Annotated in this window: 24 protein-coding genes; 22 read left to right on the top strand and 2 right to left on the bottom strand. The window is 56.3% G+C overall.

Annotation, left to right across the window (positions count from 1 at the left end; all coding sequences use genetic code 11):
- Window positions 1-38: 38 nt before the first annotated feature.
- The gene (locus IC803_RS11375) at window positions 39-1,778 is read right to left on the bottom strand and encodes an Rqc2 family fibronectin-binding protein (protein ID WP_081206825.1); all 1,740 of its coding nucleotides are present in this window, start codon (window positions 1,776-1,778) and stop codon (window positions 39-41) included.
- A gap of 263 nt (window positions 1,779-2,041) precedes the next feature.
- On the opposite strand from IC803_RS11375, the gene IC803_RS11370 reads away from it, so the two are divergent.
- The 17 genes from IC803_RS11370 (at window position 2,042) to spoVM (ending at window position 19,616) form a co-directional block, all read left to right on the top strand.
- Window positions 2,042-4,714 carry a calcium-translocating P-type ATPase, SERCA-type gene (locus IC803_RS11370; RefSeq protein ID WP_081206826.1) on the top strand — a complete coding sequence of 891 codons (2,673 nt, stop codon included), beginning with the start codon at window positions 2,042-2,044 and terminating at the stop codon, window positions 4,712-4,714.
- 89 nt (window positions 4,715-4,803) lie between these two features.
- Window positions 4,804-5,679 carry a YicC/YloC family endoribonuclease gene (locus IC803_RS11365; RefSeq protein WP_081207030.1) on the top strand — a complete coding sequence of 292 codons (876 nt, stop codon included), beginning with the start codon at window positions 4,804-4,806 and terminating at the stop codon, window positions 5,677-5,679.
- Window positions 5,680-5,735: 56 nt separating this feature from the next.
- Entirely contained in the window at window positions 5,736-5,999 is a 264-nt protein-coding gene (gene remA / locus IC803_RS11360) for an extracellular matrix/biofilm regulator RemA (RefSeq protein ID WP_063166344.1), read from the top strand.
- Window positions 6,000-6,010: 11 nt separating this feature from the next.
- Complete coding sequence (gmk, locus tag IC803_RS11355; RefSeq protein WP_081206827.1) at window positions 6,011-6,628, top strand: guanylate kinase; 618 nt, start codon at window positions 6,011-6,013, stop codon at window positions 6,626-6,628.
- A gap of 2 nt (window positions 6,629-6,630) precedes the next feature.
- Entirely contained in the window at window positions 6,631-6,831 is a 201-nt protein-coding gene (gene rpoZ, locus IC803_RS11350; RefSeq protein WP_081207031.1) for a DNA-directed RNA polymerase subunit omega, read from the top strand.
- Window positions 6,832-6,880: 49 nt separating this feature from the next.
- A complete protein-coding gene (gene coaBC, locus IC803_RS11345) occupies window positions 6,881-8,086 on the top strand; it encodes a bifunctional phosphopantothenoylcysteine decarboxylase/phosphopantothenate--cysteine ligase CoaBC (protein WP_081206828.1) in 1,206 nt (401 codons plus the stop codon).
- Window positions 8,083-10,488, top strand: coding sequence for a primosomal protein N' (priA, locus tag IC803_RS11340; RefSeq protein ID WP_081206829.1), 2,406 nt, complete (start codon window positions 8,083-8,085; stop codon window positions 10,486-10,488). Before coaBC ends, priA begins: the two co-directional genes overlap by 4 nt.
- A 16-nt stretch (window positions 10,489-10,504) precedes the next feature.
- Entirely contained in the window at window positions 10,505-10,978 is a 474-nt protein-coding gene (gene def / locus IC803_RS11335; RefSeq protein ID WP_081207032.1) for a peptide deformylase, read from the top strand.
- A 6-nt stretch (window positions 10,979-10,984) separates the two neighbouring features.
- Window positions 10,985-11,944: a methionyl-tRNA formyltransferase gene (gene fmt, locus IC803_RS11330; protein ID WP_081206830.1), complete on the top strand. Its 960-nt coding sequence runs from the start codon at window positions 10,985-10,987 to the stop codon at window positions 11,942-11,944.
- Window positions 11,931-13,265 (top strand): 16S rRNA (cytosine(967)-C(5))-methyltransferase RsmB, encoded by a 1,335-nt coding sequence (gene rsmB / locus IC803_RS11325; protein ID WP_081206831.1) that lies wholly within the window; start codon window positions 11,931-11,933, stop codon window positions 13,263-13,265. The genes fmt and rsmB overlap by 14 nt, the downstream gene beginning before the upstream one ends.
- A gap of 3 nt (window positions 13,266-13,268) precedes the next feature.
- Window positions 13,269-14,369 (top strand): dual-specificity RNA methyltransferase RlmN, encoded by a 1,101-nt coding sequence (gene rlmN / locus IC803_RS11320; protein ID WP_081206832.1) that lies wholly within the window; start codon window positions 13,269-13,271, stop codon window positions 14,367-14,369.
- Between the two features lie 5 nt (window positions 14,370-14,374).
- Entirely contained in the window at window positions 14,375-15,124 is a 750-nt protein-coding gene (locus IC803_RS11315; protein ID WP_081206833.1) for a Stp1/IreP family PP2C-type Ser/Thr phosphatase, read from the top strand.
- Window positions 15,125-15,129: 5 nt separating this feature from the next.
- Entirely contained in the window at window positions 15,130-17,100 is a 1,971-nt protein-coding gene (pknB, locus tag IC803_RS11310) for a Stk1 family PASTA domain-containing Ser/Thr kinase (protein WP_081207033.1), read from the top strand.
- Window positions 17,101-17,104: 4 nt separating this feature from the next.
- Window positions 17,105-17,986: a ribosome small subunit-dependent GTPase A gene (gene rsgA / locus IC803_RS11305; RefSeq protein WP_081206834.1), complete on the top strand. Its 882-nt coding sequence runs from the start codon at window positions 17,105-17,107 to the stop codon at window positions 17,984-17,986.
- Between the two features lie 3 nt (window positions 17,987-17,989).
- On the top strand, window positions 17,990-18,646 hold the full coding sequence (rpe, locus tag IC803_RS11300; RefSeq protein ID WP_081206835.1) for a ribulose-phosphate 3-epimerase: 657 nt from the start codon (window positions 17,990-17,992) through the stop codon (window positions 18,644-18,646).
- Between the two features lie 160 nt (window positions 18,647-18,806).
- Entirely contained in the window at window positions 18,807-19,454 is a 648-nt protein-coding gene (locus tag IC803_RS11295) for a thiamine diphosphokinase (RefSeq protein WP_081206836.1), read from the top strand.
- An 81-nt stretch (window positions 19,455-19,535) separates the two neighbouring features.
- Window positions 19,536-19,616, top strand: a complete 81-nt coding sequence (gene spoVM, locus IC803_RS11290; RefSeq protein ID WP_017437127.1) for a stage V sporulation protein SpoVM — start codon at window positions 19,536-19,538, stop codon at window positions 19,614-19,616.
- A gap of 39 nt (window positions 19,617-19,655) precedes the next feature.
- Here the strand turns inward: spoVM and rpmB are convergent, their stop codons facing one another.
- On the bottom strand, window positions 19,656-19,841 hold the full coding sequence (gene rpmB, locus IC803_RS11285) for a 50S ribosomal protein L28 (RefSeq protein WP_008878630.1): 186 nt from the start codon (window positions 19,839-19,841) through the stop codon (window positions 19,656-19,658).
- 229 nt (window positions 19,842-20,070) lie between these two features.
- Here rpmB and IC803_RS11280 point away from each other — a divergent pair, with 229 nt between their 5' ends.
- The 5 genes from IC803_RS11280 to recG all read left to right on the top strand — a co-directional run bounded on the left by IC803_RS11280 (window position 20,071) and on the right by recG (window position 25,852).
- Window positions 20,071-20,433, top strand: coding sequence for an Asp23/Gls24 family envelope stress response protein (locus IC803_RS11280; RefSeq protein ID WP_063166334.1), 363 nt, complete (start codon window positions 20,071-20,073; stop codon window positions 20,431-20,433).
- A gap of 17 nt (window positions 20,434-20,450) precedes the next feature.
- Window positions 20,451-22,121 (top strand): DAK2 domain-containing protein, encoded by a 1,671-nt coding sequence (locus IC803_RS11275; RefSeq protein ID WP_081206837.1) that lies wholly within the window; start codon window positions 20,451-20,453, stop codon window positions 22,119-22,121.
- Window positions 22,122-22,185: 64 nt separating this feature from the next.
- Window positions 22,186-22,848 carry an L-serine ammonia-lyase, iron-sulfur-dependent subunit beta gene (gene sdaAB / locus IC803_RS11270; protein ID WP_081206838.1) on the top strand — a complete coding sequence of 221 codons (663 nt, stop codon included), beginning with the start codon at window positions 22,186-22,188 and terminating at the stop codon, window positions 22,846-22,848.
- Window positions 22,849-22,922: 74 nt separating this feature from the next.
- Complete coding sequence (sdaAA, locus tag IC803_RS11265) at window positions 22,923-23,807, top strand: L-serine ammonia-lyase, iron-sulfur-dependent, subunit alpha (RefSeq protein WP_063166331.1); 885 nt, start codon at window positions 22,923-22,925, stop codon at window positions 23,805-23,807.
- Window positions 23,804-25,852: an ATP-dependent DNA helicase RecG gene (gene recG / locus IC803_RS11260; protein WP_081206839.1), complete on the top strand. Its 2,049-nt coding sequence runs from the start codon at window positions 23,804-23,806 to the stop codon at window positions 25,850-25,852. The genes sdaAA and recG overlap by 4 nt, the downstream gene beginning before the upstream one ends.
- Window positions 25,853-25,854 lie beyond the last annotated feature (2 nt).

Raw genomic sequence — 25,854 nt, 5'->3', positions numbered from 1 at the left:
ACAGGGGTCACTTCACATTCTGTGTTTTTTTGTACCGTTTACGATGGTTTCACCGCGTGTTCTTTTTGCCGCTGTTTCATGGCGCGGACGAGCTCTTCGTCCGGTGTGACGTAGAGCGTTTGCTCATTTTCATAAATGACGAATCCGGGTTTGGCGCCGCTCGGTTTTTTCACGTAGCGGACGCGCGTGTAATCGACCGGCACGGAGCCGGAGTGGCGGGCTTTGCTGAAGTAGGCGGCCAAGTTCGCCGCTTCCAAGAGCGTTTGTTCCGACGGCTGCTTGCTCCGGATGACGACGTGCGAGCCGGGAATGTTTTTCACATGCAGCCAAACCTCGTCCTTATGGGCGAGTTTGGTCGTGAGATAGTCGTTTTGTTTATTGTTTTTGCCAACCACTATTTCCGTGCCGTCGCTGGCGACGTAGCGGTCCAGCTCGGGCGCGGTGGGTTTGCGCTTTTTCGCTCCTTTCGCCGCGTGCGGGCGCAAGTAGCCTTGTTCAATGAGCTCATCGCGGATTTCCTCGACATCTTTCGGCGAGGCGGTTTCGAGCTGGCTTAAAATCGTGTCGCAATAGGCGATGTCTTCTTTCGTCTGTTCGATTTGTTCTTGCACGACGGCGAGCGAGTTTTTCGCTTTTTGGTATTTTTGGAAGTACTGTTGCGCGTTCTCAGACGGCGACTTTTGCGGGTCGAGCGGAATCGTGACCGTGCCGCCGTTTTCATCATAGTAGTTGGTGACTTCGATTTCCGTCATGCCGCGCTTTGCGGCGTACAAATGGCCGGTGAGCAGCTCCCCATACAGTCGGTAAACATCAGCCTTTTTGGCTTCTTCGAGCGTCTGTGCGAGCTTGAGGAGCTTTTTTTCGTTTTTCGCCTTTTCGTTCGCCATGAGCCGCTCGATGTCGTGGGCTTGCTGCTTGACGCGGTCGCGCTCGGCTTTGCCGAAATAAAAGCGGTCGAGCAGCTCGCTTGCGCTCGCAAACGGTTGGCCTTCGATTTTTATGTGCTTAAGCGGCAACACGTAGAACCATTCTTTTTCCCCGTTCGTGTACATCATCGGGGCAAAGCGGTGGTGCCGGACGTCATCGATGAGCGCGAGGAAGCTTTTCGGCAGCGTCGCCCGGTTGGCGAGTCCGGCGCGGAAGACGGCCTCATTGGCGAACAGCGGCGAAAGGCCGCTGAAGGCGGAAACGAGCTGATGGGCGAGCTTGCCGGCGTGAAAATCAAGTTTTTTTAGCACCGTTTCTTCCGTCGCCTCAAGCGGGTTCAGCTTGCCGTGCATCGGCGGGGCGACGTACGGATGCCCGGGGAGCACCGTCCGGTAGCGGTTGACGGACGGCGGCAAATGTTTCAAGCTGTCGATGATCGTGTCGGTCGATGCATCAACGAGGATGATGTTGCTATGGCGGCCCATCACTTCGATCATGAGCCGCTTTGTTTGCACGTCGCCGAGTTCATCACGGCCTTTCACGCTCATGACGATGATGCGGTCAAAATCGACTTGGCGAACCGCTTCGATAATGCTTCCTTCCAACTGTTTGCGCAGCCGCATGCAAAACATCGGCGGTTCCGGCGGGTTGTCGTACGTTTCGTTTGTCAAATGGACGCGCGCGTACGTCGGATGCGCTGAAAGCATCACTTTATGGTTATGGCCGCGGGCGCGCACGAGCAAGACGATCTCATGCGCTGACGGCTGATGGATTTTCGTGATTCGTCCGCCCGCAAGCGCCTTCTGCAATTCATCGACAATGGCGTATGTAAACACTCCGTCAAACGACATGGAAAACACCTTTCTATTCGTTTCTTTACTACTTCGATCTTACCATAGATCCACTGTTTTGAACATTTTTGCGAACATTTCGGGGAATGGATGGCGGCGTTCATCCAAACGGTTATATAAAAATGAAAAGGAAATGCGCGGCAAATCGATTTCGGTCGTTTGTTTACATCGCCCAATCGATCATTTTTTCGGACATGTGTGAATAAGCATAAAAAAGCGGGAGCGGTGCGCCGAAAAGACGGAAGAAACGGAGGGGAAACGGGATGCAGTGGCATATGCTGGCTGCCAACGATGTCGCGCACGAGGCGAAAACGAATGTCGCTGCCGGATTGACCGCGGCGGAGGCGGAGAAGCGGCTGCGGCAGTTCGGCTATAATGAGTTGGCGGAAGGGAAAGCGACACCGGCCATCGCGGTCTTTTTCCGTCAGTTTCAAGATTTTATGGTGCTCGTTTTGCTTTTGGCGACCATCATTTCGGCGTTTTTAGGTGAATATGTTGATGCGGCCGCCATTGTCGTCATCGTCATCATGAACGCCGTGCTTGGTTTTATCCAAGAGCGGCGGGCGGAAAAGTCGCTTGCCGCTTTAAAGCAGCTGTCCGCGCCGCAAGCGGTGGTGCTGCGCAATGGCGAGTGGCTGAAAATTCAGGCAAGGGAGTTGGTCGTTGGGGATATTGTCAAATTGACAAGCGGCGACCGGGTCGGGGCTGATCTCCGGATCATTGAGGCGAACGGGCTAGAGATTGAGGAATCGGCGTTAACGGGCGAATCAGTGCCGGTGGCGAAATCTGCCGCCCCGCTTCCGACCGAGCAGGCGTCATTAGGCGATTTGCATAATATGGCGTTTATGGGGACGTTAGTAACAAGGGGGAGCGGCGTCGGCATCGTCATTGCCACCGGAATGAAAACGGCGATGGGGCAAATCGCGACGATGCTTGAAGAAGCGGATGCCGGCATGACCCCGCTGCAGCGCCGCTTAGAGCAGCTGGGGAAAATTTTGCTTATCGTGGCGTTGGCGCTGACGGCGGCGGTGGTGGTGGTTGGCGTCATTCAAGGACATGATCTGTATGAAATGTTTTTAGCGGGTGTATCGCTCGCGGTTGCGGCCATTCCAGAAGGCCTGCCGGCCATTGTGACGGTCGTGTTGGCGCTTGGCGTGCAGCGAATGATTAAGCGAAACGCCATCGTCCGCAAGCTTCCGGCGGTGGAAACGCTCGGCTGCGCTTCGGTCATTTGTTCTGATAAAACAGGAACGATGACGGAAAACATGATGACGGTCACGCAGCTATGGGCCGGCGGACGGACGTTTTCGGTAAGCGGCGTCGGCTTGAACACGGATGGGGAGTTTTCGGAACGCGGCCGGATGGTCGATCCGCGCCGGGTTCCGGCGCTTGACCGCCTATTGACGATGGCGGCGCTTTGCAACAGTTCGGATGTGAAAGAGGAAAACGGACGCCGCTATGTCGACGGCGATCCGACGGAAGGAGCGCTGCTTGTCGCTGCGGAAAAAGCGGGCATAAAAAAAGGCCAGCTCCTTCGTGACTATATCATTGAACGGGAGTTTCCGTTTGATTCCGAGCGGAAAATGATGACGGTCATCGTCCGCGACCGAAACGGCCGCCGGTTTTCCGTGACGAAAGGCGCTCCGGACGTGTTGCTTGAACGGGCGGCGCGCCTTGAATGGAACGGCCGCGAGCAGGCGCTGACCCCGGCATGGAAAGAGGCGGTCGAGAAGGCGGTTCACCAGATGGCGGCCTCAGCTTTGCGCACGATCGCCGTCGCCTACCGGCCGCTGGCCGACAATGCGAAAATCAAATCGGAAGAAGAGGCGGAAACACAATTGATTTTTCTTGGTGTCGCCGGGATGATTGACCCGCCGCGCCCCGAGGTGAAAGAGGCGGTGGCGCGCTGTAAAGAGGCGGGCATGAAAACGGTGATGATTACCGGCGACCATGTGGTGACGGCCGCCGCGATCGCCAAACAGCTTGGCATATTGCCGCCCGGCGGCCAAGTGATGGACGGGGCGACGTTATCGCGCCTGTCGGTCGATGAGCTTGAGCGCGAGATCGACAATATTTATGTGTTTGCCCGCGTCGCGCCGGAACATAAGTTGAAAATTGTCAACGCCTTCAAGCGGCGCGGCCATATCGTCGCCATGACGGGCGACGGGGTGAACGACGCGCCGGCGATTAAAGCGGCTGATATCGGCGTTGCCATGGGCCGGTCAGGGACGGATGTGGCGAAAGAGGCGGCATCGCTCGTCTTGCTTGATGACAACTTTGCGACGATCCAAGCGGCGATTGAAGAAGGACGCAACATTTACGAAAACATTCGCAAATTTATCCGCTATTTGCTCGCCTCGAACGTCGGGGAAATTTTAGTGATGCTGTTTGCCATGCTGCTCGCGCTGCCGCTGCCGCTTGTGCCGATTCAAATTTTATGGGTCAACCTCGTGACGGACGGCTTGCCGGCGATGGCGCTTGGGCTTGATCGGCCGGAAGAAAATGTGATGAAGCGGCCGCCGCGCCGTCCTGATGAAGGGGTGTTCGCCCGCGGGCTTGGCTGGAAAATCGTAAGCCGCGGCTTTTTGATCGGCCTTGTCACGCTGGCGGCGTTTATGACCGCGTATGAGCGGAGCGGCGATGATTTAGTTTACGGCCAGACGACGGCGTTTGCGACGCTTGTGCTCGCTCAATTAATTCACGTGTTTGACTGCCGTTGCGAGCGTTCGATTTTTGACCGCAATCCGTTGGGGAACGGCTATCTTGTTGCGGCGGTCGTCGTGTCGCTGCTGCTCCTGTTTGTCGTGATTTACTATCCGCCGCTGCAAAATGTGTTCCATACGAAACCGATCGCTACGCTCGACTGGCTGCTCATTGCCGGGTTGTCCGCCTTGCCGACGTTTTTGTTTGCCGGTTCGTTTTTTGCGAGAAAATAAATAACGCGTATGATATAATGAAAAAGGTGATAGAGATCCACTCTATGGCCTTTTCTTTTTTCATCAATGACAGCAACGGGTGTGATGGCATGGTTTACAGCATGACTGGCTTTGGTGCGAGCACGAAAAAAACAGACCGCCTGATGGTGACGGTGGAAATGAAATCGGTCAACCACCGGTTTTGCGAAATTTCCATCCGCCTCCCTAGACAATGGCTCGTGTTTGAAGATAAAATAAAAAAAGCGATTTTGTCCTATGTGCGGCGCGGAAAAGTCGAAGTGTTCGTCACGATCGCCGGCGAAGGGCTCGTGAAGCGGAAAGTACATATCGATTGGGATTTGCTCGGTCAATATTGGGCCGGGGTGCAGGAGGCGGCAAAGCGATTTTCCGTTGACGGCAGCGTGACGGCCGCCGAGCTGCTTCGGCTTGACGGGGTCGTCGAAATGGCGGAGGAGGAAGGCGGCAATGAGGAGATCGAGCCGCTTCTTCTCGCCGCCGTCGATGAGGCGGCAAAGGCGCTTATGGCCATGCGCAAACAAGAGGGGGAGGCGCTCGCCGCTGATTTGCGCGCCCGTTTGCATGAGATCGAAGCAGGCGCCGCCGCCATTGAGCAGCGGGCGCCGCTCGTCGTCGAGCAATACCGCGGGCGGCTTGAGCGCCGTCTCCGCGAATGGGCGCCCGCTCCGGTCGACGAGGCGCGGTTGCTTACGGAAGTGGCGGTGTTTGCCGAGAAAGCGGACATTCACGAGGAGTTGAAGCGCATTCGCAGCCATTTGACGCAAATGGCGGACGCGCTCGAAGCGGACGAACCGGTCGGGCGGAAGTTGGACTTTTTAGTGCAGGAGCTAAACCGCGAAGTGAACACGATCGGCGCCAAGGCGAATGACAGCGTCATTGCCGCGCAAGTCGTCGGGATGAAAAGCGCGCTCGAGAAAATGCGCGAGCAAGTGCAAAACGTGGAATAACCGTTTAAAACGGCTTGCCGGCGGCAACAATAACGAATATGGCAGGTGGGCGTGTCATGATGATGAAATTTATTAATATCGGGTACGGAAACATGGTGTCGGCCGCCCGCATCATTACGATTGTCAGCCCCGATTCGGCGCCGATCAAACGGATGATCCAGGATGCGCGCGAAAGCGGCAAGCTCGTCGACGCCACGCACGGCCGGAGGACGCGTGCGGTGATCATTACAGACAGCGATCACGTCATTTTATCGTCCGTGCAGCCGGAGACGGTAGCGAACCGCTTGTACGGAAGCGACGATTTCTCCGAGGAAGGGTAGGGTTTTCAACGTTGAGGAACGAACGAGGGTTGTTAATCGTCATGTCAGGGCCGTCCGGCGTCGGCAAAGGAACGGTGCGCAAAGCGCTGTTTTCGCGCCCGGACATCAAACTTCATTATTCGGTGTCGGTCACGACCCGCAAGCCGCGGGAAGGCGAAGTGGAAGGCGTCGATTACTTCTTCCGGACGCGCGAGCAGTTTGAACAAATGATCCGCGAAAACAAGCTGCTCGAATGGGCCGAGTACGTCGGCAACTATTACGGAACGCCGATTGACTATGTGGAAAAAACGCTCGCCGAGGGAAAAGACGTGTTTTTGGAAATCGAAGTGCAAGGGGCGATGAAAGTGCGCCGCGCGTTTCCGGAAGCGCTCTTTATCTTCCTCGCTCCGCCGAGCTTGTCGGAGCTTGAGAAGCGGATCATCGGGCGCGGCACCGAGTCAAAGGAGCTGATCGAAAATCGGCTGCAGGCAGCGAAAGAGGAGCTCGAAATGATGGATGCGTACGACTATGTCGTCGAAAACGACGAGGTTGATCTTGCCTGCGAGCGGATTAAGGCGATCGTCATCGCCGAGCATTGCCGGCGCGAGCGCGTCGCCGAGCGGTATAAACGGATGTTGGGGGTGGAATGACGATGCTGTATCCTTCCATTGATTTGCTTATGAAAAAAGTGGACTCGAAATATAAGCTTGTGACCGTTGTCGCCAAACGGGCGCGCGAGCTTCAAGACGGGGCCGAGCTGATGGTGAAAAAGCCGGTGTCGAAAAAATTTGTCGGCCAGGCGTTAGAGGAAATTGCCGGCGACAAGGTCGAATTAGTGGAAGAGGAAAAATAACAACCTAGCTGTTAGGTTGTTATTTTTTTCAATATCGGGGGTGGTCAAGATGATCAAGGGGAAACATATTTTGCTTTGTGTAACCGGGGGGGTTGCCGCTTACAAGGCCGCAGCGCTGACAAGCCAGTTAACCCAGCGCGGCGCAGAAGTGAGAGTCATCATGACCGAAGGGGCGTGCCAGTTTATTACGCCGCTTACGTTTCAAGCGTTGTCACGCCAAGAGGTATATGTTGACACGTTCGCAGAAAACAATCCGGCCGTCATTGCCCATATCGATTTGGCCGATTGGGCTGACCTCGTTCTTGTCGCCCCGGCGACGGCGAATACGATCGCCAAGCTGGCAGCCGGCATCGCCGACAATATGGCGACGACGACGATTTTGGCGACGAAAGCGCCGGTGTGGATCGCCCCGGCGATGAACGTCCATATGTACGAACATCCGGCCGTGCAGGCGAACATTGAAACGCTGCACCGGTTCGGCTATTGGTTCATCGAGCCGTCGGAAGGCTACTTGGCGTGCGGCTATATCGGAAAAGGGCGGCTTGAAGAGCCGGAAACCATCATCGCCCATATCGAGCGGTTTTTCGCCGCCGATCCGCCTTTGTTCCGCGGGAAACGCATCCTTGTGACCGCCGGGCCGACAAGGGAAAAGCTCGATCCGGTTCGCTATTTTTCCAACTATTCGAGCGGCAAAATGGGTTATGCGATCGCCGAAGCGGCGGCCCGCTTTGGTGCATCCGTCACGCTTGTCTCCGGCCCCACAGCCCTTTCTTCGCCCGATGGTATCGAGACGGTGCCGGTTGAGTCGGCAGCTGAGATGTATGAAGCGGTCTTGTCCCGCTTTGCGGAAACGGACGTTGTCATTAAAGCGGCGGCGGTGGCCGATTACCGGCCGAAATATGTAGCGGCGGCGAAAATTAAAAAGCAGCCCGGCGATTACGTCGTCGAGATGGAGCGGACAGTCGACATTTTAAAAACGCTCGGTGAGCGGAAAACAAGGCAAATTTTAGTCGGATTTGCGGCTGAAACGGACAACCTTGAACAATATGCGTTAAAAAAACTCGAAGAAAAGCGGCTTGACCTTGTCGTCGCCAACAATGTCACCGAAGAAGGGGCAGGCTTTGCCGGTGATACGAACATCGTCACCATTTTCCGCCGTGACGGCGTCGTCCGTTCGCTGCCGCTCATGACAAAACGCGAGGCCGCCGAGGAACTTTTAAAAGAAATTTATGCGTATATCGAGGGGATTCGATGAAAGTAGCATCGGTCATTGTCGATGTCCCGACGCGGCAAACGGATCGCCCGTTTGATTATTTGATTCCCGAGCGCTGGCATGGCGTCATCCAGCCGGGCATGCGGGTGACGGTGCCGTTCGGGGCGCGGCGTCTGCAAGGATTTGTCATTGAGGTAAAAGACCACTCCGAGATCAAGCAGCTGAAGCCGATCGAACACGTACTCGATGTCGTGCCGGTGTTAAATGAAGAGCTGCTCGACCTTGGCCGCTATTTGACGGAGACGACGCTTTGTTTTGCCATTTCCGCGTACCAAGCGATGTTGCCGGCGGCGATGCGGGCGAAGTATGAAAAAACGCTCCGCCTGACGGATGAGCGGAAGCGCACGGCGCTGCCGGACGACTTACAGCCGCTGTTTGCCGGCCGGATAGCAACTAGCTGGAAAGATGTTGAAACCGCCGGTTTATGGCGGGCAGCGCAAAAGGCGGTGCAGCAAGGTGTGCTTGAAGCGGTTTACGAAGTGAAGGAAAAAGCAGGCAAGAAAACAGTGAAGCATGCGGTTTTGGCTGTTCCAGCGGAACAGGCGAGAGACGCGTTAGCGTCGCTGCCTTCAAGACAAAAAGACGTGCTTTCATTTTTGCTTGAAAAAGAGGAAGCGATGCCGGTTGCCGAGCTGCAAGCGGCGCTTGGCGTTTCATCCGCGCCGCTGAAAGCGCTCGCCGACAAAGGATTCATTATGATGCACGATGTTGAAGTGTACCGCGATCCATATGGACATCGCACGTTTCAGCCGAGCGCGCCGCCGCCGCTCACTGAAGCGCAAGCCGGGGCGTTGGCGGCCATCGCCGCTTCGGTGCGCGCCGGGGAGCACCGCACGTTTTTGCTTTATGGCGTCACTGGCAGCGGAAAGACGGAAGTGTACATGCAGGCGATCGAGGAAGTGTTGCGCCACGGGAAAGAGGCGATCGTTCTCGTGCCGGAAATTTCGTTGACGCCGCAAATGGTTGAGCGCTTTAAAGGCCGGTTTGGCCCGAAAGTAGCCGTGCTCCACAGCGGGCTGTCAATCGGCGAAAAATACGACGAATGGCGGAAAATTCACCGCAAAGAAGTGCAGCTTGTCGTCGGCGCGCGCTCTGCAGTGTTTGCCCCGTTTGAAAACTTAGGGATGATCATTATCGATGAGGAGCATGAGACGAGCTATAAGCAAGAGGAGATGCCGCGCTACCACGCACGGGATGTCGCCATTTACCGCGCCCGCCGCCACGGCTGTCCGGTCGTGCTCGGCAGCGCCACTCCGTCGCTCGAGACGTTCGCCCGCGCCGCCAAAGGGGTGTATGAGCTGCTTGAACTGCCGGAACGGATTGCTGACCGCGGCATGCCGGACGTTCATATTGTCGATATGCGCGAGGAACTGCGCAGCGGCAACCGTTCGATGTTTTCGCGCCGGTTGCTTGATGAGCTGCGCCTTCGGCTCGAACGCGGCGAGCAGGCGGTATTGTTTTTAAACCGGCGCGGCTATTCGACGTTTGTCATGTGCCGCGGCTGCGGCTATGTCATCCGCTGTCCGCATTGTGACATTTCACTCACATACCATCGCGCCGGGGAGCGGATGAAATGCCATTATTGCGGCCATGAAGAGCCGATGGCCCCCCGCTGTCCGTCGTGCGGGAGCGAACATATCCGCTTTTTCGGCACCGGCACGCAAAAGGTGGAAGAAGAGTTGGCCAAGCTGTTGCCGGAAGCGCGCGTCATCCGCATGGATGTCGACACGACCGGGCGGAAAGGGGCGCATGAAGAGCTGCTGTCCCGCTTTGCCGCCAAAGAAGCCGATATTTTGCTCGGCACGCAAATGATCGCCAAAGGGCTTGATTTTCCTGACGTGACGCTCGTCGGCGTGCTCGCCGCCGATACGATGCTCCATCTGCCTGATTTCCGCGCCGCGGAGAAAACATTTCAGCTGCTGACGCAAGTGAGCGGGCGCGCCGGCCGGCATGAGCTGCCCGGTGAAGTCGTCATCCAGACGTATACGCCGGACCACTACAGCATTGAGCTCGCCGCCCGCCATGATTACCGCGCCTTTTACCGGCGGGAGATGACGCTGCGCAAGGCGCACGGTTATCCGCCGTACTATTATTTGGCGCTCATTACCGCCGCGCACGAAGAAGCGCCAGCCGCGGCCAAAGCGGCTGAAAAAATCGCCGCCTATTTGCGCAAGCAGCTGTCGAACGAAGCGGTCATCCTCGGCCCGGTCGCCTCACCGATCGCCCGCCTTCATGATAGATATCGTTACCAATGCATGATAAAATACAAGCGGGAACCGAACGTAACGGCGGCACTCAAAGCGGTCATCGACCGCTACCAGGCGGATGCCGCCCACGGCGGGGTGGCGATTACCGTCGATACAAACCCGTATATGATGATGTGAAAATGGAGGAATGACGTTGTCTGTACTGCCGATTGTCACTTACCCTGCTCCGGTTTTGGAACAGCCGTGCGCGCCGGTGACGGCCTTTGACCGCCAGCTCGGCCGGCTGCTTGACGATATGTATGAGACGATGCTTGCCGCAGACGGGGTTGGCTTGGCCGCTCCGCAAGTCGGCATCGCCAAACAGATTGCTGTCGTCGATGTCGGCGATGAGCACGGCCGGATTGAGCTCGTCAATCCGGTCATTGTCGAGGCGCACGGCGAACAAATTGATGTCGAAGGCTGCTTGAGCTTTCCCGGCCTGTTTGGCGAAGTGCCGCGCGCCGAGCATGTGAAAGTGCGGGCGCAAAACCGGCGCGGGCGCCTGTTTACCCTCTCTGCGACCGGCTTTTTAGCGCGCGCGCTTCAGCACGAAATCGACCATTTGCACGGCGTGCTGTTTACGTCGAAAGTGATCCGTTACTGCGATCTTGAAGAATTGGAAGGATAGATGCCAATGACGAACATTGTCTTTATGGGGACGCCTGACTTTGCTGTGCCGGTTTTACGGCAGCTGCTTGATGACGGGTATCGGGTTGTAGCCGTTGTCACGCAGCCGGACAAGCCGAAAGGGCGAAAGCGCGAGCTCGTTCCGCCCCCGGTGAAAGTGGAGGCTGAGAAGCATGGCATTCCGGTGCTGCAGCCGACAAAAATTCGCGACCCGGAACAATACGAACAAGTGCTGGCGTTCGCGCCTGACTTGATCGTGACGGCGGCGTTTGGGCAAATTTTGCCGAAGGCGCTGCTCGATGCGCCCAAATACGGCTGCATCAACGTCCATGCTTCGCTTCTTCCCGAGCTGCGCGGCGGGGCGCCGATCCATTACGCCATTTGGCAGGGAAAAACGAAAACGGGCGTCACGATCATGTATATGGTGGAGCGGCTGGATGCCGGCGACATGTTGGCGCAAGTCGAAGTGCCGATTGAAGAAACGGATACCGTCGGCGCGCTGCATGATAAATTGAGCGCTGCCGGGGCTAAACTATTATCAGAAACGCTCCCGCTTTTACTCGAAGGAACCATCACGCCTGTTCCACAAGACGAAGAGAGGGCAACATATGCCCCAAATATCCGGCGCGAACAAGAGCGGATTGACTGGACGCAGCCTGGCGAGGCCATTTACAACCATATCCGCGCCTTCCACCCGTGGCCGGTTACGTATACGATGCACGACGGGAACGTTTGGAAAATCTGGTGGGGCGACAAAGTGCCGGCGCCAAGCCTAGCGCCGCCGGGGACGATTTTGGCGCTTGAGGAGGATGGCATCGTCGTCGCTACCGGCAATGAGACCGCCATTAAAATTACTGAATTGCAGCCGGCCGGCAAAAAGCGGATGGCCGCCGGCGAGTTTTTGCGCGGCGCCGGCAGCCGGCTTGCGGCCGGCATGAAGCTAGGAGAGGACAATGAACGTACGTGAACTTGCTTTAGATACGCTGTTAGCCATCGAACAAAAAGGAGCATACAGTCACTTGCAGTTGAATGACGCCATCCGGAAAGGGCGTCTTGACGGGCGCGATGCGGCGCTGCTGACGGAAATCGTGTACGGAACGGTGCAGCGGCGCGATACGCTTGACTATTATTTGACGCCGTTTTTGCGCAAGGCGCGCCGGCTCGAGCCGTGGGTGCGGGTGCTTCTCCGGCTGACGCTGTACCAAATGGTCTATTTGGACCGCGTCCCGGATCGCGCCGCCATCTTTGAAGCGGTGGAAATCGCGAAGCAGCGCGGCCATCGCGGCATCGCTTCGCTCGTGAACGGCGTTTTGCGCGCCATTGGCCGCGCGGGGCTGCCGTCGCTCGATGCGATTCATGATCCCGGAAAGCGGCTCGCTGTCGCGACGAGCCACCCGGAGTGGCTTGTCCGGCGCTGGATCGAACAATATGGCCTTGAGGAGACGGCGCGCATGTGCGAGATCAATTTGCGCCCGCCGCAATCGACCGCCCGCGTCAATCAGCTGCGGGCGACGGTAAGGGAAGCGCTTGAGCGGCTTACCGGCGAAGGAGTGAAGGCTGTTCAAGGTCATCTCGCTCCGGAAGCCATCCGAGCTGAAAAAGGGAATTTGGCCCATACGGAGACGTTTCGCTCCGGCTGGCTGACGATCCAAGATGAAAGCTCGATGCTCGTCGCCCGGGCGCTCGATCCGGCAGCAGGGGAGCGGGTGCTCGACTGTTGTGCGGCGCCGGGCGGGAAAACGACCCATATCGCCGAACGGATGGACGGCCGCGGCGAAGTGGTCGCTGTCGACGTGCACGAGCATAAAGTGAAGCTCATTGAACAGCAGGCGCAAAGGCTCGGCCTTGACAATATCACGGCGCTCGCCCTTGACAGCCGCCGGCTCGGCGAGCGGTTTGCTCCCGAGTCGTTCGACCGCATTTTAGTCGATGCGCCGTGCACCGGGTTCGGCGTCATCCGCCGCAAACCGGAGATCAAGTATACGAAAGGGAAAGACGATGTCGCGGCGCTTGCCGACATCCAGCAAGCCATTTTGCGAGCCGCGGCCCCGCTCTTGAAAAAAGGGGGTACGCTTGTCTACAGCACGTGTACGGTCGAGCGCGTGGAAAATGAAGAAGCTGTCGCCCGCTTTTTGGCCGATCATCCGGACTTTTCGCTTGATGACCGTCTCGCCGAGCGGCTGCCGGAAGCGGTGCGGCCGCATGTGAAAGGCGGCATGCTGCAGCTGTTGCCGCATGATTTTGATTCCGACGGGTTTTTTATCGCCCGGTTACGAAAGAAGGGGTAATAAATGGAAATCACTCATACAGCTGCCCGCCGGTCCGCCGGCGAAGCGCAGCTGCCAACCTTGCCGTCGATTTACTCGCTGACGCTTGACGAATGGAAAGAATGGCTCGTCGCTCACGGCGAAAAGCCGTTTCGCGCCACGCAAATTTACGAATGGCTGTACGAAAAGCGCGTCACCGATTTTGCTGAGATGACGAATTTGCCCAAACGGCTGCGCGAACAGCTCGCCGCGGCGTTTTCCATCACCACATTGAAAACGATCGTGAAACAAACATCGAAAGATGGAACGATCAAATTTTTGTTCGAGCTGCACGACGGCTATTCGATCGAGACGGTGCTCATGCGCCATAACTACGGGAATTCAGTGTGCGTGACGACGCAAGTCGGCTGCCGCATCGGCTGCACGTTTTGCGCCTCGACGCTCGGCGGACTGAAACGCCATTTAGAGGCGGGCGAAATCGTCGCCCAAGTCGTGCAAGTGCAAAAGGCGCTCGACGAAACCGAGGAGCGCGTCAGCAGCATCGTCGTGATGGGCATCGGTGAGCCGTTTGACAATTATGATGCGCTCATCAAGTTTTTGCGCATTGTCAACCATCCGAAAGGGCTGAACATCGGGGCCCGCCATATTACTGTTTCCACGAGCGGCATCATCCCAAAAATTTACCAATTTGCTGATGAAGGGATGCAAGTGAATTTCGCCATCTCGCTGCACGCGCCGACGACCGAGCTGCGGACAAAGCTTATGCCGATCAATAAGGCGTATCCGCTGCCGAAGCTGATGGAGGCAGTTCAGTATTACATTGAAAAGACGGGGCGGCGCGTCACGTTTGAATATGGGCTGTTCGGCGGGGTGAATGACCAGCTCGAGCATGCTGAGCAGCTCGCCCAGCTGCTGAAAGGGCTGAAATGCCATGTGAACTTAATTCCGGTCAACTACGTACCGGAGCGCAACTATGTGCGCACGCCGCGCAGCCAAATTTTCGCCTTTGAACGGGCGTTGAAAAAACACGGAATGAACGTCACCATTCGCCGCGAACATGGACATGACATCGATGCCGCCTGCGGACAGCTTCGCGCGAAGGAGCGAAAAGAAGAGACGAGGTGAATCGGATGCGAGCCGTTTTCCGAACCGATATCGGGCAAATTCGCGAACATAACGAAGACAACGGCGGCGTATTTGCCAACCAAAGCGGCCAATATTTAGCGGTCGTCGCCGACGGGATGGGCGGTCACCGCGCCGGCGATGTGGCGAGCGCGATGGCGGTCGCCCATTTGCAAGAACAATGGGAGCAGGAGGACCATCTTCCCTCGCCGGCTGAGGCTGAACAATGGCTGAAATTGCATATCGCGGCCGCGAACGAGCGATTGTTTCGCTATGCGCTTTCCCACCCGGAGTGCCAAGGGATGGGGACGACGGTTGTCGGCGCGATTTGCGCCGGCCCGTTTGTCACGATCGCCCATATTGGCGACAGCCGCTGCTATTTGTTGAATCAAAACGGAATCCAGCAGCTGACGGATGACCACTCCCTTGTCAATGAGCTTGTCAAAAGCGGCCAAATTTCCAAGGAAGATGCCGAGCACCACCCGCGCAAAAATGTGCTCTTGCGGGCGCTCGGCACCGAACCGGCGGTGAAGATCGATGTCAAAACCGTCTCCATTGACGATGGCGACATGCTTCTTTTATGTTCCGACGGGTTGTCAAACAAGGTGCCGGAAGCAGACATCGTACATATTTTGACAGGCAGCGGCACGCTCGAGGAGAAGGCCGAGGCGCTCATCGATTTAGCGAATGAGCGGGGCGGAGAAGATAACATTTCGCTGGCGGTCATCGATTTTTCAGCGGAACGTGAAGGTGGGTGATCAGCGTGCTCATTGGAAAGCGATTGAACGACCGCTATAAAATCATCAGCCTCATCGGCGGCGGCGGCATGGCCAACGTCTATTTAGCGCGCGACATCATTTTGGAACGCGATGTCGCTGTTAAAGTGCTTCGCCTTGATTTTGCCAACGATGACCAGTTTATTAAACGGTTTCGCCGTGAAGCCCAGGCGGCAACGAGCTTAAACCATGAACATATCGTCTCCATTTATGACGTCGGTGAAGAGGAAGGCGTCTATTATATCGTCATGGAGTATGTGCGCGGCTCGACGCTCAAGCAATACATTCAGCAGCACGCCCCGCTTCCGGTCGAACAGGCGCTCCGCATCATGAACCAGCTGACCTCAGCGATCGCCCATGCGCATGAGAACGGCATCATCCACCGCGACATTAAACCGCAAAACATTTTGATCGATGAGCATGGCAATGTGAAAGTCACCGACTTCGGCATCGCTGTGGCGCTGAGCGGGACGACGATCACACAAACGAATTCAGTGCTCGGTTCGGTTCATTATTTGTCGCCGGAACAGGCGCGCGGCGGCATCGCCACGGAAAAGTCGGACGTGTATTCACTTGGCATCGTCATGTTTGAACTCGTCACCGGCCGGCTGCCATTTTCCGGCGAATCGGCCGTTTCGATCGTGCTAAAGCACTTGCAGGGGGAAACGCCGTCGCCGAAGGCGTGGAATCCGGAGATTCCGCAAAGCGTGGAAAACATTATTTTAAAAGCGATGGCGAAAGATCCGTTTTATCGCTATCCATCCGCGCGTGAAATGAACGAGGATATTCGGACGGCGCTTGACCCAAGCCGGCGCAATGAAGCGAAGTTTACGATTCCCGATGATGACGAAGAGGCGACGAAAGCCATTCCGATTATAAAACGACCGGAAAGCGCGGCGCTAGAGCAAGAGACGCTCGTGTATGAGGAAAAAGCGAACGAACCGGCGAAGGCGGACGACGGGCCGAAGCCGAAACGGAAGCGGGCGTGGATCGCCTGGCTCGCAGCTGTCTTGTTGCTGTTAGGCGCAGCTGGCGTAAGCGCGCTGACTTGGATTCCGGATCTTGTCTTTCCGAAGGACGTGACCATGCCTGATGTCATCAATAAAGATTACGATGAAGCCGTTGAACAGCTGTCGGCGCTCGGGCTCGAAATTAAGGATACGATCGATGTGGAAGATGATAAAATAGAAGAAGGAAAAGTCGTGCGCACCGATCCGGAAGCCGGCATGACGGTGAAGCCGGGGGCTGGCGTCGTCATTTATAAAAGTGTCGGAAAAAAGAAAATCGAATTTCCGAGCTTTATTGGCGATGATGTTTCGGTGGCGGAAGAGGAACTGCGCGCCGAAGGGTTTACCCGCATTACGCGCAATGGCCGCTACAGCGACAAACCGGAAGGGACGATTTTGGATCAATACCCCTACGCCGGCGATGAAGTCGTACCGGATGAAACAGAAGTCATGTTTACCGTCAGCTTAGGGCCGGAAAAAGTGAAGCTCAAAGATTTGAGCGGCTACACAGAGAAGAGCGTGCGCGACTACGGCGAAGACCAAGGGTTGCGCATCGAAGTGGCGTATGAATATTCCGATAATGTGTCGGAAGGGCTTGTCATTTCGCAAACGCCGGCGGCAGGCGAACAGGTGGCAAAGGGTGAAACCATCATGGTCGTTATTTCCCGCGGTCCGGAGCCGAAGCCGTCAAAAACGGTGATTAAAGACATCGCCATCCCGTACGAACCGGCGGAAGACGGGCAAATGGTCGAAGCGCAGCTGTACATTCAAGACGCCAACCATAATATGACAACGCCATATAAAACGTATCGGCTGACACATCCGGTGACAGAGACGGTCGAGTTTGAAATTCCGTATGGGGAGACGGCCTATTACCGCGTCATTGTCAACAATGTCGTCAAAGATGAAGGGGCGATTCCGTATCCAGAAAACGGCGGGAAAAAGGAGTGAAGCTATGGCAGAAGGGCAAATCATTAAAGCGTTGAGCGGATTTTACTATGTCCTGTCCGAGGGCAACGTGTTTCAATGCCGGGGGCGCGGCGTGTTTCGCAAGCAAAAAGTGACGCCGCTTGTCGGCGACCGTGTCGTCTTTACGGCGACGGGCGAGACGGAAGGCTATATTTTGGAAATTTGTGAACGGCAAAATGAACTGGTGCGGCCGCCGGTCGCTAACGTCGAACAGGCGATCTTAGTTTTTTCTGCTGTAAGCCCGGACTTCAGCGCCAAGCTGCTTGACCGCTTTCTCGTCTTAGTCGAGTCAAAGAACATCACCCCGATCATTGTCATTAGCAAAATCGACTTGCTTGACGGCGAGGCGAAAGAGACAATCACCCAATATGTGCGCGATTACCGGCGCATCGGCTATGAGGTGATTGAGACGTCGGCGGTGACAAAAGGAGGCCTCGACGAGCTGGCCTCGCGTCTTTGCGGCCGCGTCTCCGTCGTCGCCGGGCAGTCGGGCGTCGGCAAGTCATCGCTGTTAAACGCGCTCCGCCCGGACTTGCAGCTGAAAACGGGCGATATTTCCACCCATTTAGGGCGCGGCAAACATACGACCCGCCATGTTGAGCTGCTTGAGGTCGCCGGCGGGCTCGTTGCCGATACTCCCGGGTTTAGCGCGCTTGAGTTGGATCAGATTGAGCTTGATGAGTTGCCGCATTATTTTCCAGAATTCCGGGTGTACGAAGAGGGGTGCAAGTTCCGCGGCTGCCTCCATCTCGCCGAACCGAAATGCGCGGTGCGCGAAGCGGCGGCAGCCGGGGACATCGCACCGTACCGCTATGACCATTATTTAAGTTTTGTCGCTGAAATGAAAGAACGAAAGCCGAGGTATTGAACAATGATCCGAATTGCGCCATCGATTTTATCGGCCGATTTTGCCCGTTTGGCCGAGGAGATTCGTTCTGTGGAAGAAGGCGGGGCCGACTGGATTCATGTTGACGTGATGGACGGACACTTTGTGCCGAACTTGACGCTCGGTCCGCCGATTGTGGCCGCCATTCGTCCGGTGACGAAGCTGCCGCTGGATGTCCATTTAATGATCACTGACCCGGACCGGTATATTCCGGCGTTTGCCGAGGCTGGGGCGGATCTCATTTCCGTCCATGTCGAGGCGTGTGTGCATTTGCACCGGACGATCCAGTTGATTAAAGAACAAGGCGTGAAAGCCGGAGTGGTGTTAAATCCGCATACGCCGGTTGATATGATCCGCCATATCATGGCCGAGGTGGATCTCGTCTTATTGATGACGGTCAACCCAGGATTTGGCGGACAGGCGTTTATTCCGGCCGTGGTGCCGAAAATCCGCGAGGTCGCCGAGCTCGCTAATGAACAAAACAAGGCGATCGACATTGAGGTCGACGGCGGCGTCAATGCGAAGACGGCGCCGCTTTGCGTCGAAGCGGGGGCGAATGTGCTTGTTGCAGGGTCAGCCATTTACAATGCCCCCGACCGGGCAGCCGCCATTCGCGCCCTCCGTGAGGCGTGCGCCAAATAGCGCTAGAGGCGGCGTCCAACGCTCTATAGACCGCTTCCCATTCGAGCCGCCGCAAACGGTGTTAAGCGGCAACCCTGCCTTTTGGCAATCAGCGGTGTAAGGAATAAAAGGGACACAGCCAAATGGCCATTCTTCTTGCGAGAGACAAAGGGGGGAGAGAATGATCATCCATATCGTCGGCGGCGGCCCGCGCGAGCTTCTCCCTGACTTGCGCTTGTATGACGGAGGAGACGTGTGCTGGGTCGGCGTCGATCGCGGAACAGCAGCGCTGCTTGAGGCAGGTTTTCGGCCGGTGCGGGCGTTTGGCGACTTCGATTCACTGCCGGCCGGGGACGTTGCCAAGCTGCAGCAGGCGTTTCCTAATCTTGACGTATGGCCGGCGGAAAAAGACAAAACCGATATGGAGATCGCCCTCGATTGGGCGGTGGAACAAACGGCCCGCTGCATCCGCTTGTTCGGCGCGACCGGCGGACGGCTCGATCATTTGTTCGGAAACGTCGAGCTGTTGTTGAAATACGCCGGCCGGCCAATTGAAATTGTCGACCGGCAAAACGTGCTGACCGTTCATCTGCCCGGCACATACACGGTTGTGCATGACGCGCGGTACCGCTACGTATCGTACATCCCGATTTCCGAAACGGTGGCCGAACTCACGCTCATCGGATTTAAATATCCGTTAACGAATTGTCATATTTCTCGCGGCTCGACACTATGTATTAGTAACGAACTTATCCAATCTTCCGGTACTTTTTCGTTTTCCGAAGGCATATTAATGATGATAAGGAGCAGCGATTCCAGCTGCCCGTAGTCGCGATTGGCTAATTCGGGAATATACTGGATAAGGAAATGGCGGGAAGCTCGTTACGATGGGTGTGAGGAGGGAATCGGGATGAAGTTTTATACCATTAAGCTGCCGAAGTTTTTAGGCGGGATTGTGCGGGCGATGTTGAACGCATTCAAAAAAGGATAAGAAAAAAGCACCATTTTTGGTGCTTTTTTTGTTGAATGATTAGACGCGTTTAATTTTCCCGGATTTCAGTGCGCGCGCCGAAACCCAGACGCGTTTCGGTTTGCCGTCGACTAAAATGCGCACTTTTTGCAAGTTGGCTTTCCACGTGCGGCGATTGGCATTCATAGCGTGTGAACGCGTGTTGCCGAACGATTTTTTCTTGCCGGTGACAAAGCATTTCGCCATTTGTTTTCCCTCCTTGCTTTAACATCCCTCTAAAAACACTATTATAATTTATCATACAACCGGAGGGATTGCAATAGACGCGCCTTTTCCCTTTCAAGAAAATGTCCTTGACATATATTTCAGTTTTCGGCTAAATAATACTAGTGGGCGGCCGGAGCGCTTTGAAAACGATAAGCATTATAGTACAATAAAGGTAGCTGTGCGATGATACGAAAAAGGGGGAACGAGCATGTCGATCGAATGGCAAACAAAATACGGGCGCATTGAAATCGCCAATGAAGTCATCGCCATGATTGCGGGGGGAGCGGCCGTCGATTGCTACGGCATTGTTGGAATGGCGTCCAAAAACCAAATTCGCGACGGGTTGTCGGAAATTTTGCGCCGCGAAAACTTCTCGAAAGGGGTCATCGTCCGGGAGGAAAACGGCGAAGTACATATCGATATGTACATCATCGTCAGCTACGGGACGAAAATTTCCGAAGTCGCCCATAACGTGCAGTCAAAAGTGAAGTATACGCTCGACCAAACGCTCGGGTTGGCGGTTCAGTCGATCAACATTTACGTTCAAGGGGTTCGGGTGACGAATCCGTAGTAAGGAGGAATTAGTCGGTGACAATGAGGACGCTTGACGGAAGACGGTTTGCCGATATGGTGCAGCAAGGGGCCGCGCACTTAGCGGACAACGCCAAAGCGGTCGATGCGCTGAACGTCTTTCCGGTTCCAGATGGTGATACAGGAACAAACATGAACTTGTCGATGACGTCCGGGGCGAAGGAAGTGAAGGCGAACGTCTCCGACCATATCGGCAACGTCGCCGCGGCGCTGGCGAAAGGATTGTTGATGGGGGCGCGCGGCAATTCCGGCGTCATTTTGTCGCAGCTGTTCCGCGGGTTTGCTAAGGCGGTCGAAGGCAAACAGCAAGTGGACGGCTTCGAATTCGCCGCTGCTTTGCAAGCGGGGGTCGATACGGCTTACAAGGCGGTCATGAAGCCGGTCGAAGGGACGATTCTCACCGTTGCGAAAGAAGCAGCGCGCAAAGCGATTGAAGTGGCGAAAAAAGAGCGCGACGTCGCCGCGGTGATGGAAGCGGCGCTCACCGAGGCCAAGGCAGCATTGCAGCGCACGCCGGAGCTGCTGCCCGTCCTAAAGGAAGTCGGGGTTGTCGACAGCGGCGGCCAAGGGCTCGTATATGTGTACGAAGGATTTCTCGCCGCCTTGAAAGGGGAGACGATCACAACGGCACGCGCCGAAGTGTCGATGGACGATTTAGTGAAAATGGCGCATCATCAAAGCGCGCAAAGCCATATTCACACCGATGACATCGAATTCGGCTATTGCACGGAATTTATGGTTCGCTTTGAGGCGGACAAGCTGGCGCGGCATCCGTTTTCCGAAGAAACGTTTCGCCGTGAGCTGAGCCGGTTTGGCGACTCGTTGCTTGTTGTCGCTGACGACGAGCTTGTCAAAGTGCACATTCATTCGGAAACGCCGGGTGAGGTATTGACTTACGGCCAGCGCTATGGAAGCTTAATCAACATTAAAATTGAAAACATGCGCGAGCAGCATGCCCGCATCGTCGGCAAAGAGGCGGAAACACCGTCCCGCGCCGCTGCGGAGGAAGCGAAGCCATACGGTATTGTCACGGTGGCGATGGGCGCCGGTGTGGCCGAACTGTTTCGAAGCCTCGGTGCACACGCGGTCATTGAAGGCGGGCAGACGATGAATCCAAGCACGGAAGAAATCGCCGACGCCATCCGCCGCGCCAACGCGGAAACGGTGTTTGTGCTGCCGAACAACAAAAACGTTGTGATGGCGGCCAAGCAGGCAGCGGAACTTTCGGAACGGCGCGTGATTGTCATTCCGTCGAAAACCGTTCCGCAAGGCATGGCGGCGCTTTTAGCCTTCAGTCCGGCGCAACCGGCTGAGCAAAATGAACGGGCGATGATGGCGGCGCTTTCAAAGGTGAAAACAGGGCAAGTGACGGTTTCCGTGCGCGATACGACGATCGATGGCATCGAGATTCAAAAAGGGGATTACATGGGGCTGTTTGACGACCGCATTATCGTCGCTGACAAGGACAAGATCGCGGTCACGAAGCAGCTGCTTGACGCGCTGATCGACGAGGAAGGCGAAATCGTCACCATCCTGTACGGTGAAGATGCGACCGAAGTGGAAGTGGAAACGATCGTTGCCTATCTTGAAAAGGAACATGACGAAGTGGAAGTCGAAGTGCATAACGGCCAACAGCCGCTATACCCGTTTGTCATTTCTGTTGAGTAATATGGTAAGATAATAGAAGGGAGAGTTCCCTTCTATTTTTTCTACACGAACGGGGGTCGCAGCGATGAAATACAAAAGCGTCTTTGATATTATCGGTCCGGTGATGGTGGGGCCTTCGAGCTCGCATACGGCCGGGGCGGCGCGCATCGGCCTTGTCGCGCGCAAACTGTTTGGCAGAAAACCGGCGTGGGCGCGCATTTCGTTTTACGGCTCGTTCGCTGAAACGTACCGCGGGCACGGCACCGATGTCGCCATCGTCGCCGGACTGCTCGGTTTTGACACGTTTGATGACCGCCTGCCGAACGCGCTCGAAATCGCCCGTATCGAAGGGCTCGATGTATCCTTTTTCACCGAGGAAGCGATTCCGCATCACCCGAATACGGCGCGTCTGCGGATTGGCGATGACAGGGGAAAACTCGAGCTTGTTGGTGTTTCCATCGGCGGGGGGAAAATCGAAATCGTCGAGTTGAACGGCTTTGACTTGAAGTTGTCCGGCCACCATCCGGCGCTATTAATCATGCATAATGACCGCTACGGAACGATTGGAGCAGTGGCCAGCGCGTTGGCGAGGCATGCGATTAACATCGGCCATATGGAAGTGTCGCGCAAGGAAAAGGGGAAAGAGGCGTTGATGACGATCGAGGTCGATCAGCCGCTGACGGATGATCTTATCCGAGAATTGGAACAGCTGCCGAACATCATTCAAGTCACAAAGCTTGTCGATTAAAAAAGAAAGCGGTTGCGAATGGGTGCGGGAGTTAAACAGCAGCGATGCTTTGCTAGGAAAGGATGGGATAACGAATGTTTCGCAATGTCGCTGAGCTTGTCGAGCTAGCCGAAAAAGAGCAAATCAAAATTGCTGAAGTGATGATCCGCCAAGAAGTAGAGGTGAGCGGGCGCAGCCGGGAAGAGATTGTCGCGCAAATGGATCGGCATCTTGAGGTGATGGAGCGGGCGGTCGAGAGAGGGCTGCAAGGGGTCGTGTCCCGCTCCGGGTTGACCGGCGGCGATGCGATGCGGATGCAACGCTATATTGAGGCGGGCCGGTTTTTGTCAGGAGAAACGATTTTGGATGCCGTCAGCAAAGCGATGGCGACAAACGAAGTGAACGCGGCAATGGGCGTCATTTGCGCTACACCGACAGCGGGCTCGGCCGGCGTCGTCCCGGGGACGCTGTTTGCAGTAAAAGAAAAATTACAGCCGTCAAGAAAGGAAATGATCGAATTTTTGTTTACAGCCGGAGCGTTTGGGTATGTCGTCGCCAATAACGCGTCCATTTCCGGCGCTGCCGGCGGCTGCCAGGCGGAAGTCGGCTCAGCGGCCGGCATGGCTGCCGCCGCGCTTGTCGAGCTGGCCGGTGGGACGCCAAGCCAAGCGGCGGAAGCGATGGCGATCGCGTTAAAAAATATGCTTGGATTGGTTTGTGACCCTGTCGCTGGCCTTGTTGAAGTGCCGTGTGTGAAGCGGAACGCCATGGGAGCGGCCAACGCCATGATTGCCGCCGATATGGCGCTAGCCGGCATCAAAAGCCGCATTCCATGCGACGAAGTGATCGAAGCGATGTATCGCATCGGTGCGGCCATGCCGGTAGCGCTCAAAGAAACTGCGCAAGGGGGGCTGGCCGCCACGCCGACAGGCCGCGCCATTGCGGCTCGCATTTTCGGCGCTGCTGCGGCAACAAAGTGAATGAAATGATGCAACAACCGGTGACGGCGGTCAAAGGCATCGGCGAAGAAACGGCCGCCGCGCTCGCCGACCTCGGCATCGCGACGGTCGGCGAGCTGCTTAGCTACGCGCCATACCGATACGATGACTACGAACAAAAAGATTTGGCCGCCGTCCGTCATGAAGAAAAGGTGACGGTGGAAGGGAAAGTGCATAGCGCTCCGCTTTTGACGTATTACGGAAAAAAAAAGTCGCGCCTTTCCTTTCGGCTGTTGGCCGGCCGCTATTTGGTCACCGTCGTTTGCTTTAACCGCCCGTATTTGAAGGAAAAAATCGTTTTAAACGAAACAGTGACGGTCATCGGCAAATGGGATCGGCATCGGCAGACGATCAACGCATATGAGCTCCGGTTCGGGGCGGCTCCGGAGGCGGCCGGCATCGAGCCGGTCTATTCGGTGCGCAGCCCGCTGACGGTCAAATCGATGCGCCGCCTGATCAAGTCGGCGTTCGCCCAGTTCGGCGCGCACATTCCTGACTTGCTGCCGACCGCCTTGCGCCGGGCCTACCGGCTTGTTGACAAACAAGAGGCGGTTCGCGCCCTTCATTTTCCGCGCTCGCGCGAAGAATTGCATCAGGCGCGGCGCCGGCTCGTCTACGAAGAGTTTTTGCTTTATCAGCTGAAAATGCAGGCACTAAGGAAGATTATGCGCGACGAACGGCGCGGCATCATCCATTCGTTTCCGGAAGAGCCGGTCGCATCGTTTGTTTCCGGGTTGCCGTTTTCGTTAACGAACGCCCAGCGGCGCGTCATCGGAGAAATTTTGGCTGACATGCGGGCGCCAAGGCAAATGAACCGGCTCTTGCAAGGCGACGTCGGCTCCGGCAAGACGGTCGTCGCCGCGGTTGCGCTTTACGCCGCCGTGCTGTCCGGGTTCCAAGGGGCGCTGATGGTGCCGACGGAAATTTTGGCTGAACAGCACGCCCGCTCGCTCGCTGAACTGCTTGCTGATACGGGCGTGACCGCCGCGCTCCTCACAAGCTCGGTGAAAGGAAAACGGCGCAAAGAGTTGCTTGCGGAGTTAGAGAACGGGATGGTGGATATTGTCATCGGCACGCACGCCTTAATTCAAGAAGGGGTGCAGTTCCGCCGGCTCGGTCTCGTCATTACCGATGAACAGCACCGGTTCGGCGTCGAGCAGCGCCGCATCCTGCGCGAGAAAGGGCACGCGCCGGATGTCTTGATGATGACGGCGACGCCAATCCCGCGGACGCTCGCCATCACAGCGTTTGGCGATATGGATGTCTCGGTGCTCGATGAAATGCCAGCCGGACGGAAAAAAGTGGAGACGTATTGGGTGAAGCATAACCAGTTTGCCCGCGTGCTCGATTTTATTGAAAAAGAACTGCGCCGCGGCCATCAAGCGTACGTGATTTGCCCGCTCATTGAAGAGTCGGAAAAATTGGATGTGCAAAACGCCATTGATGTCCATAGCCAGCTCGTTCACTACTATCGCGGGAAATACGAAGTCGGTCTCATGCACGGCCGGCTGTCGGCCGATGAAAAAGAAGCGGTCATGCGGGCGTTCAGCGAAAACCGCATTCATGTGCTCGTTTCAACGACGGTCGTCGAAGTCGGGGTGAACGTGCCGAACGCGACGGTGATGGTCATTTATGATGCCGAGCGGTTCGGGCTTGCCCAGCTTCACCAATTGCGCGGCCGGGTCGGACGCGGCGACGCCCAGTCGTACTGCATTTTAATCGCTGATCCGAAGTCGGAAATCGGCAAAGAACGAATGCATATTATGACGGAAACGGCAGACGGGTTCGTGCTTGCGGAAAAAGACCTAGAGCTGCGCGGGCCGGGCGATTTTTTCGGCACGAAGCAAAGCGGGCTCCCGGAATTCCGGTTCGGCGACCCGGTGCATGATTACCGCATTTTAGAAGTCGCCCGCCGGGATGCGGCCAAGCTCGTTTCATCTGCCGCGTTTTGGCGCGACGAGATGTACGCCGGGTTGCGCGCCGAGCTGGAAGCGTCCGGCGTGCTCGACGGGGAAAAGCTAGATTAATA

It is taken from the genome of Geobacillus sp. 46C-IIa, assembly GCF_014679505.1.
GTDB lineage: Bacteria > Bacillota > Bacilli > Bacillales > Anoxybacillaceae > Geobacillus.
Note: the sequence above shows the minus strand (reverse complement) of the source record. Positions and strands in the feature narration are given on the sequence as shown.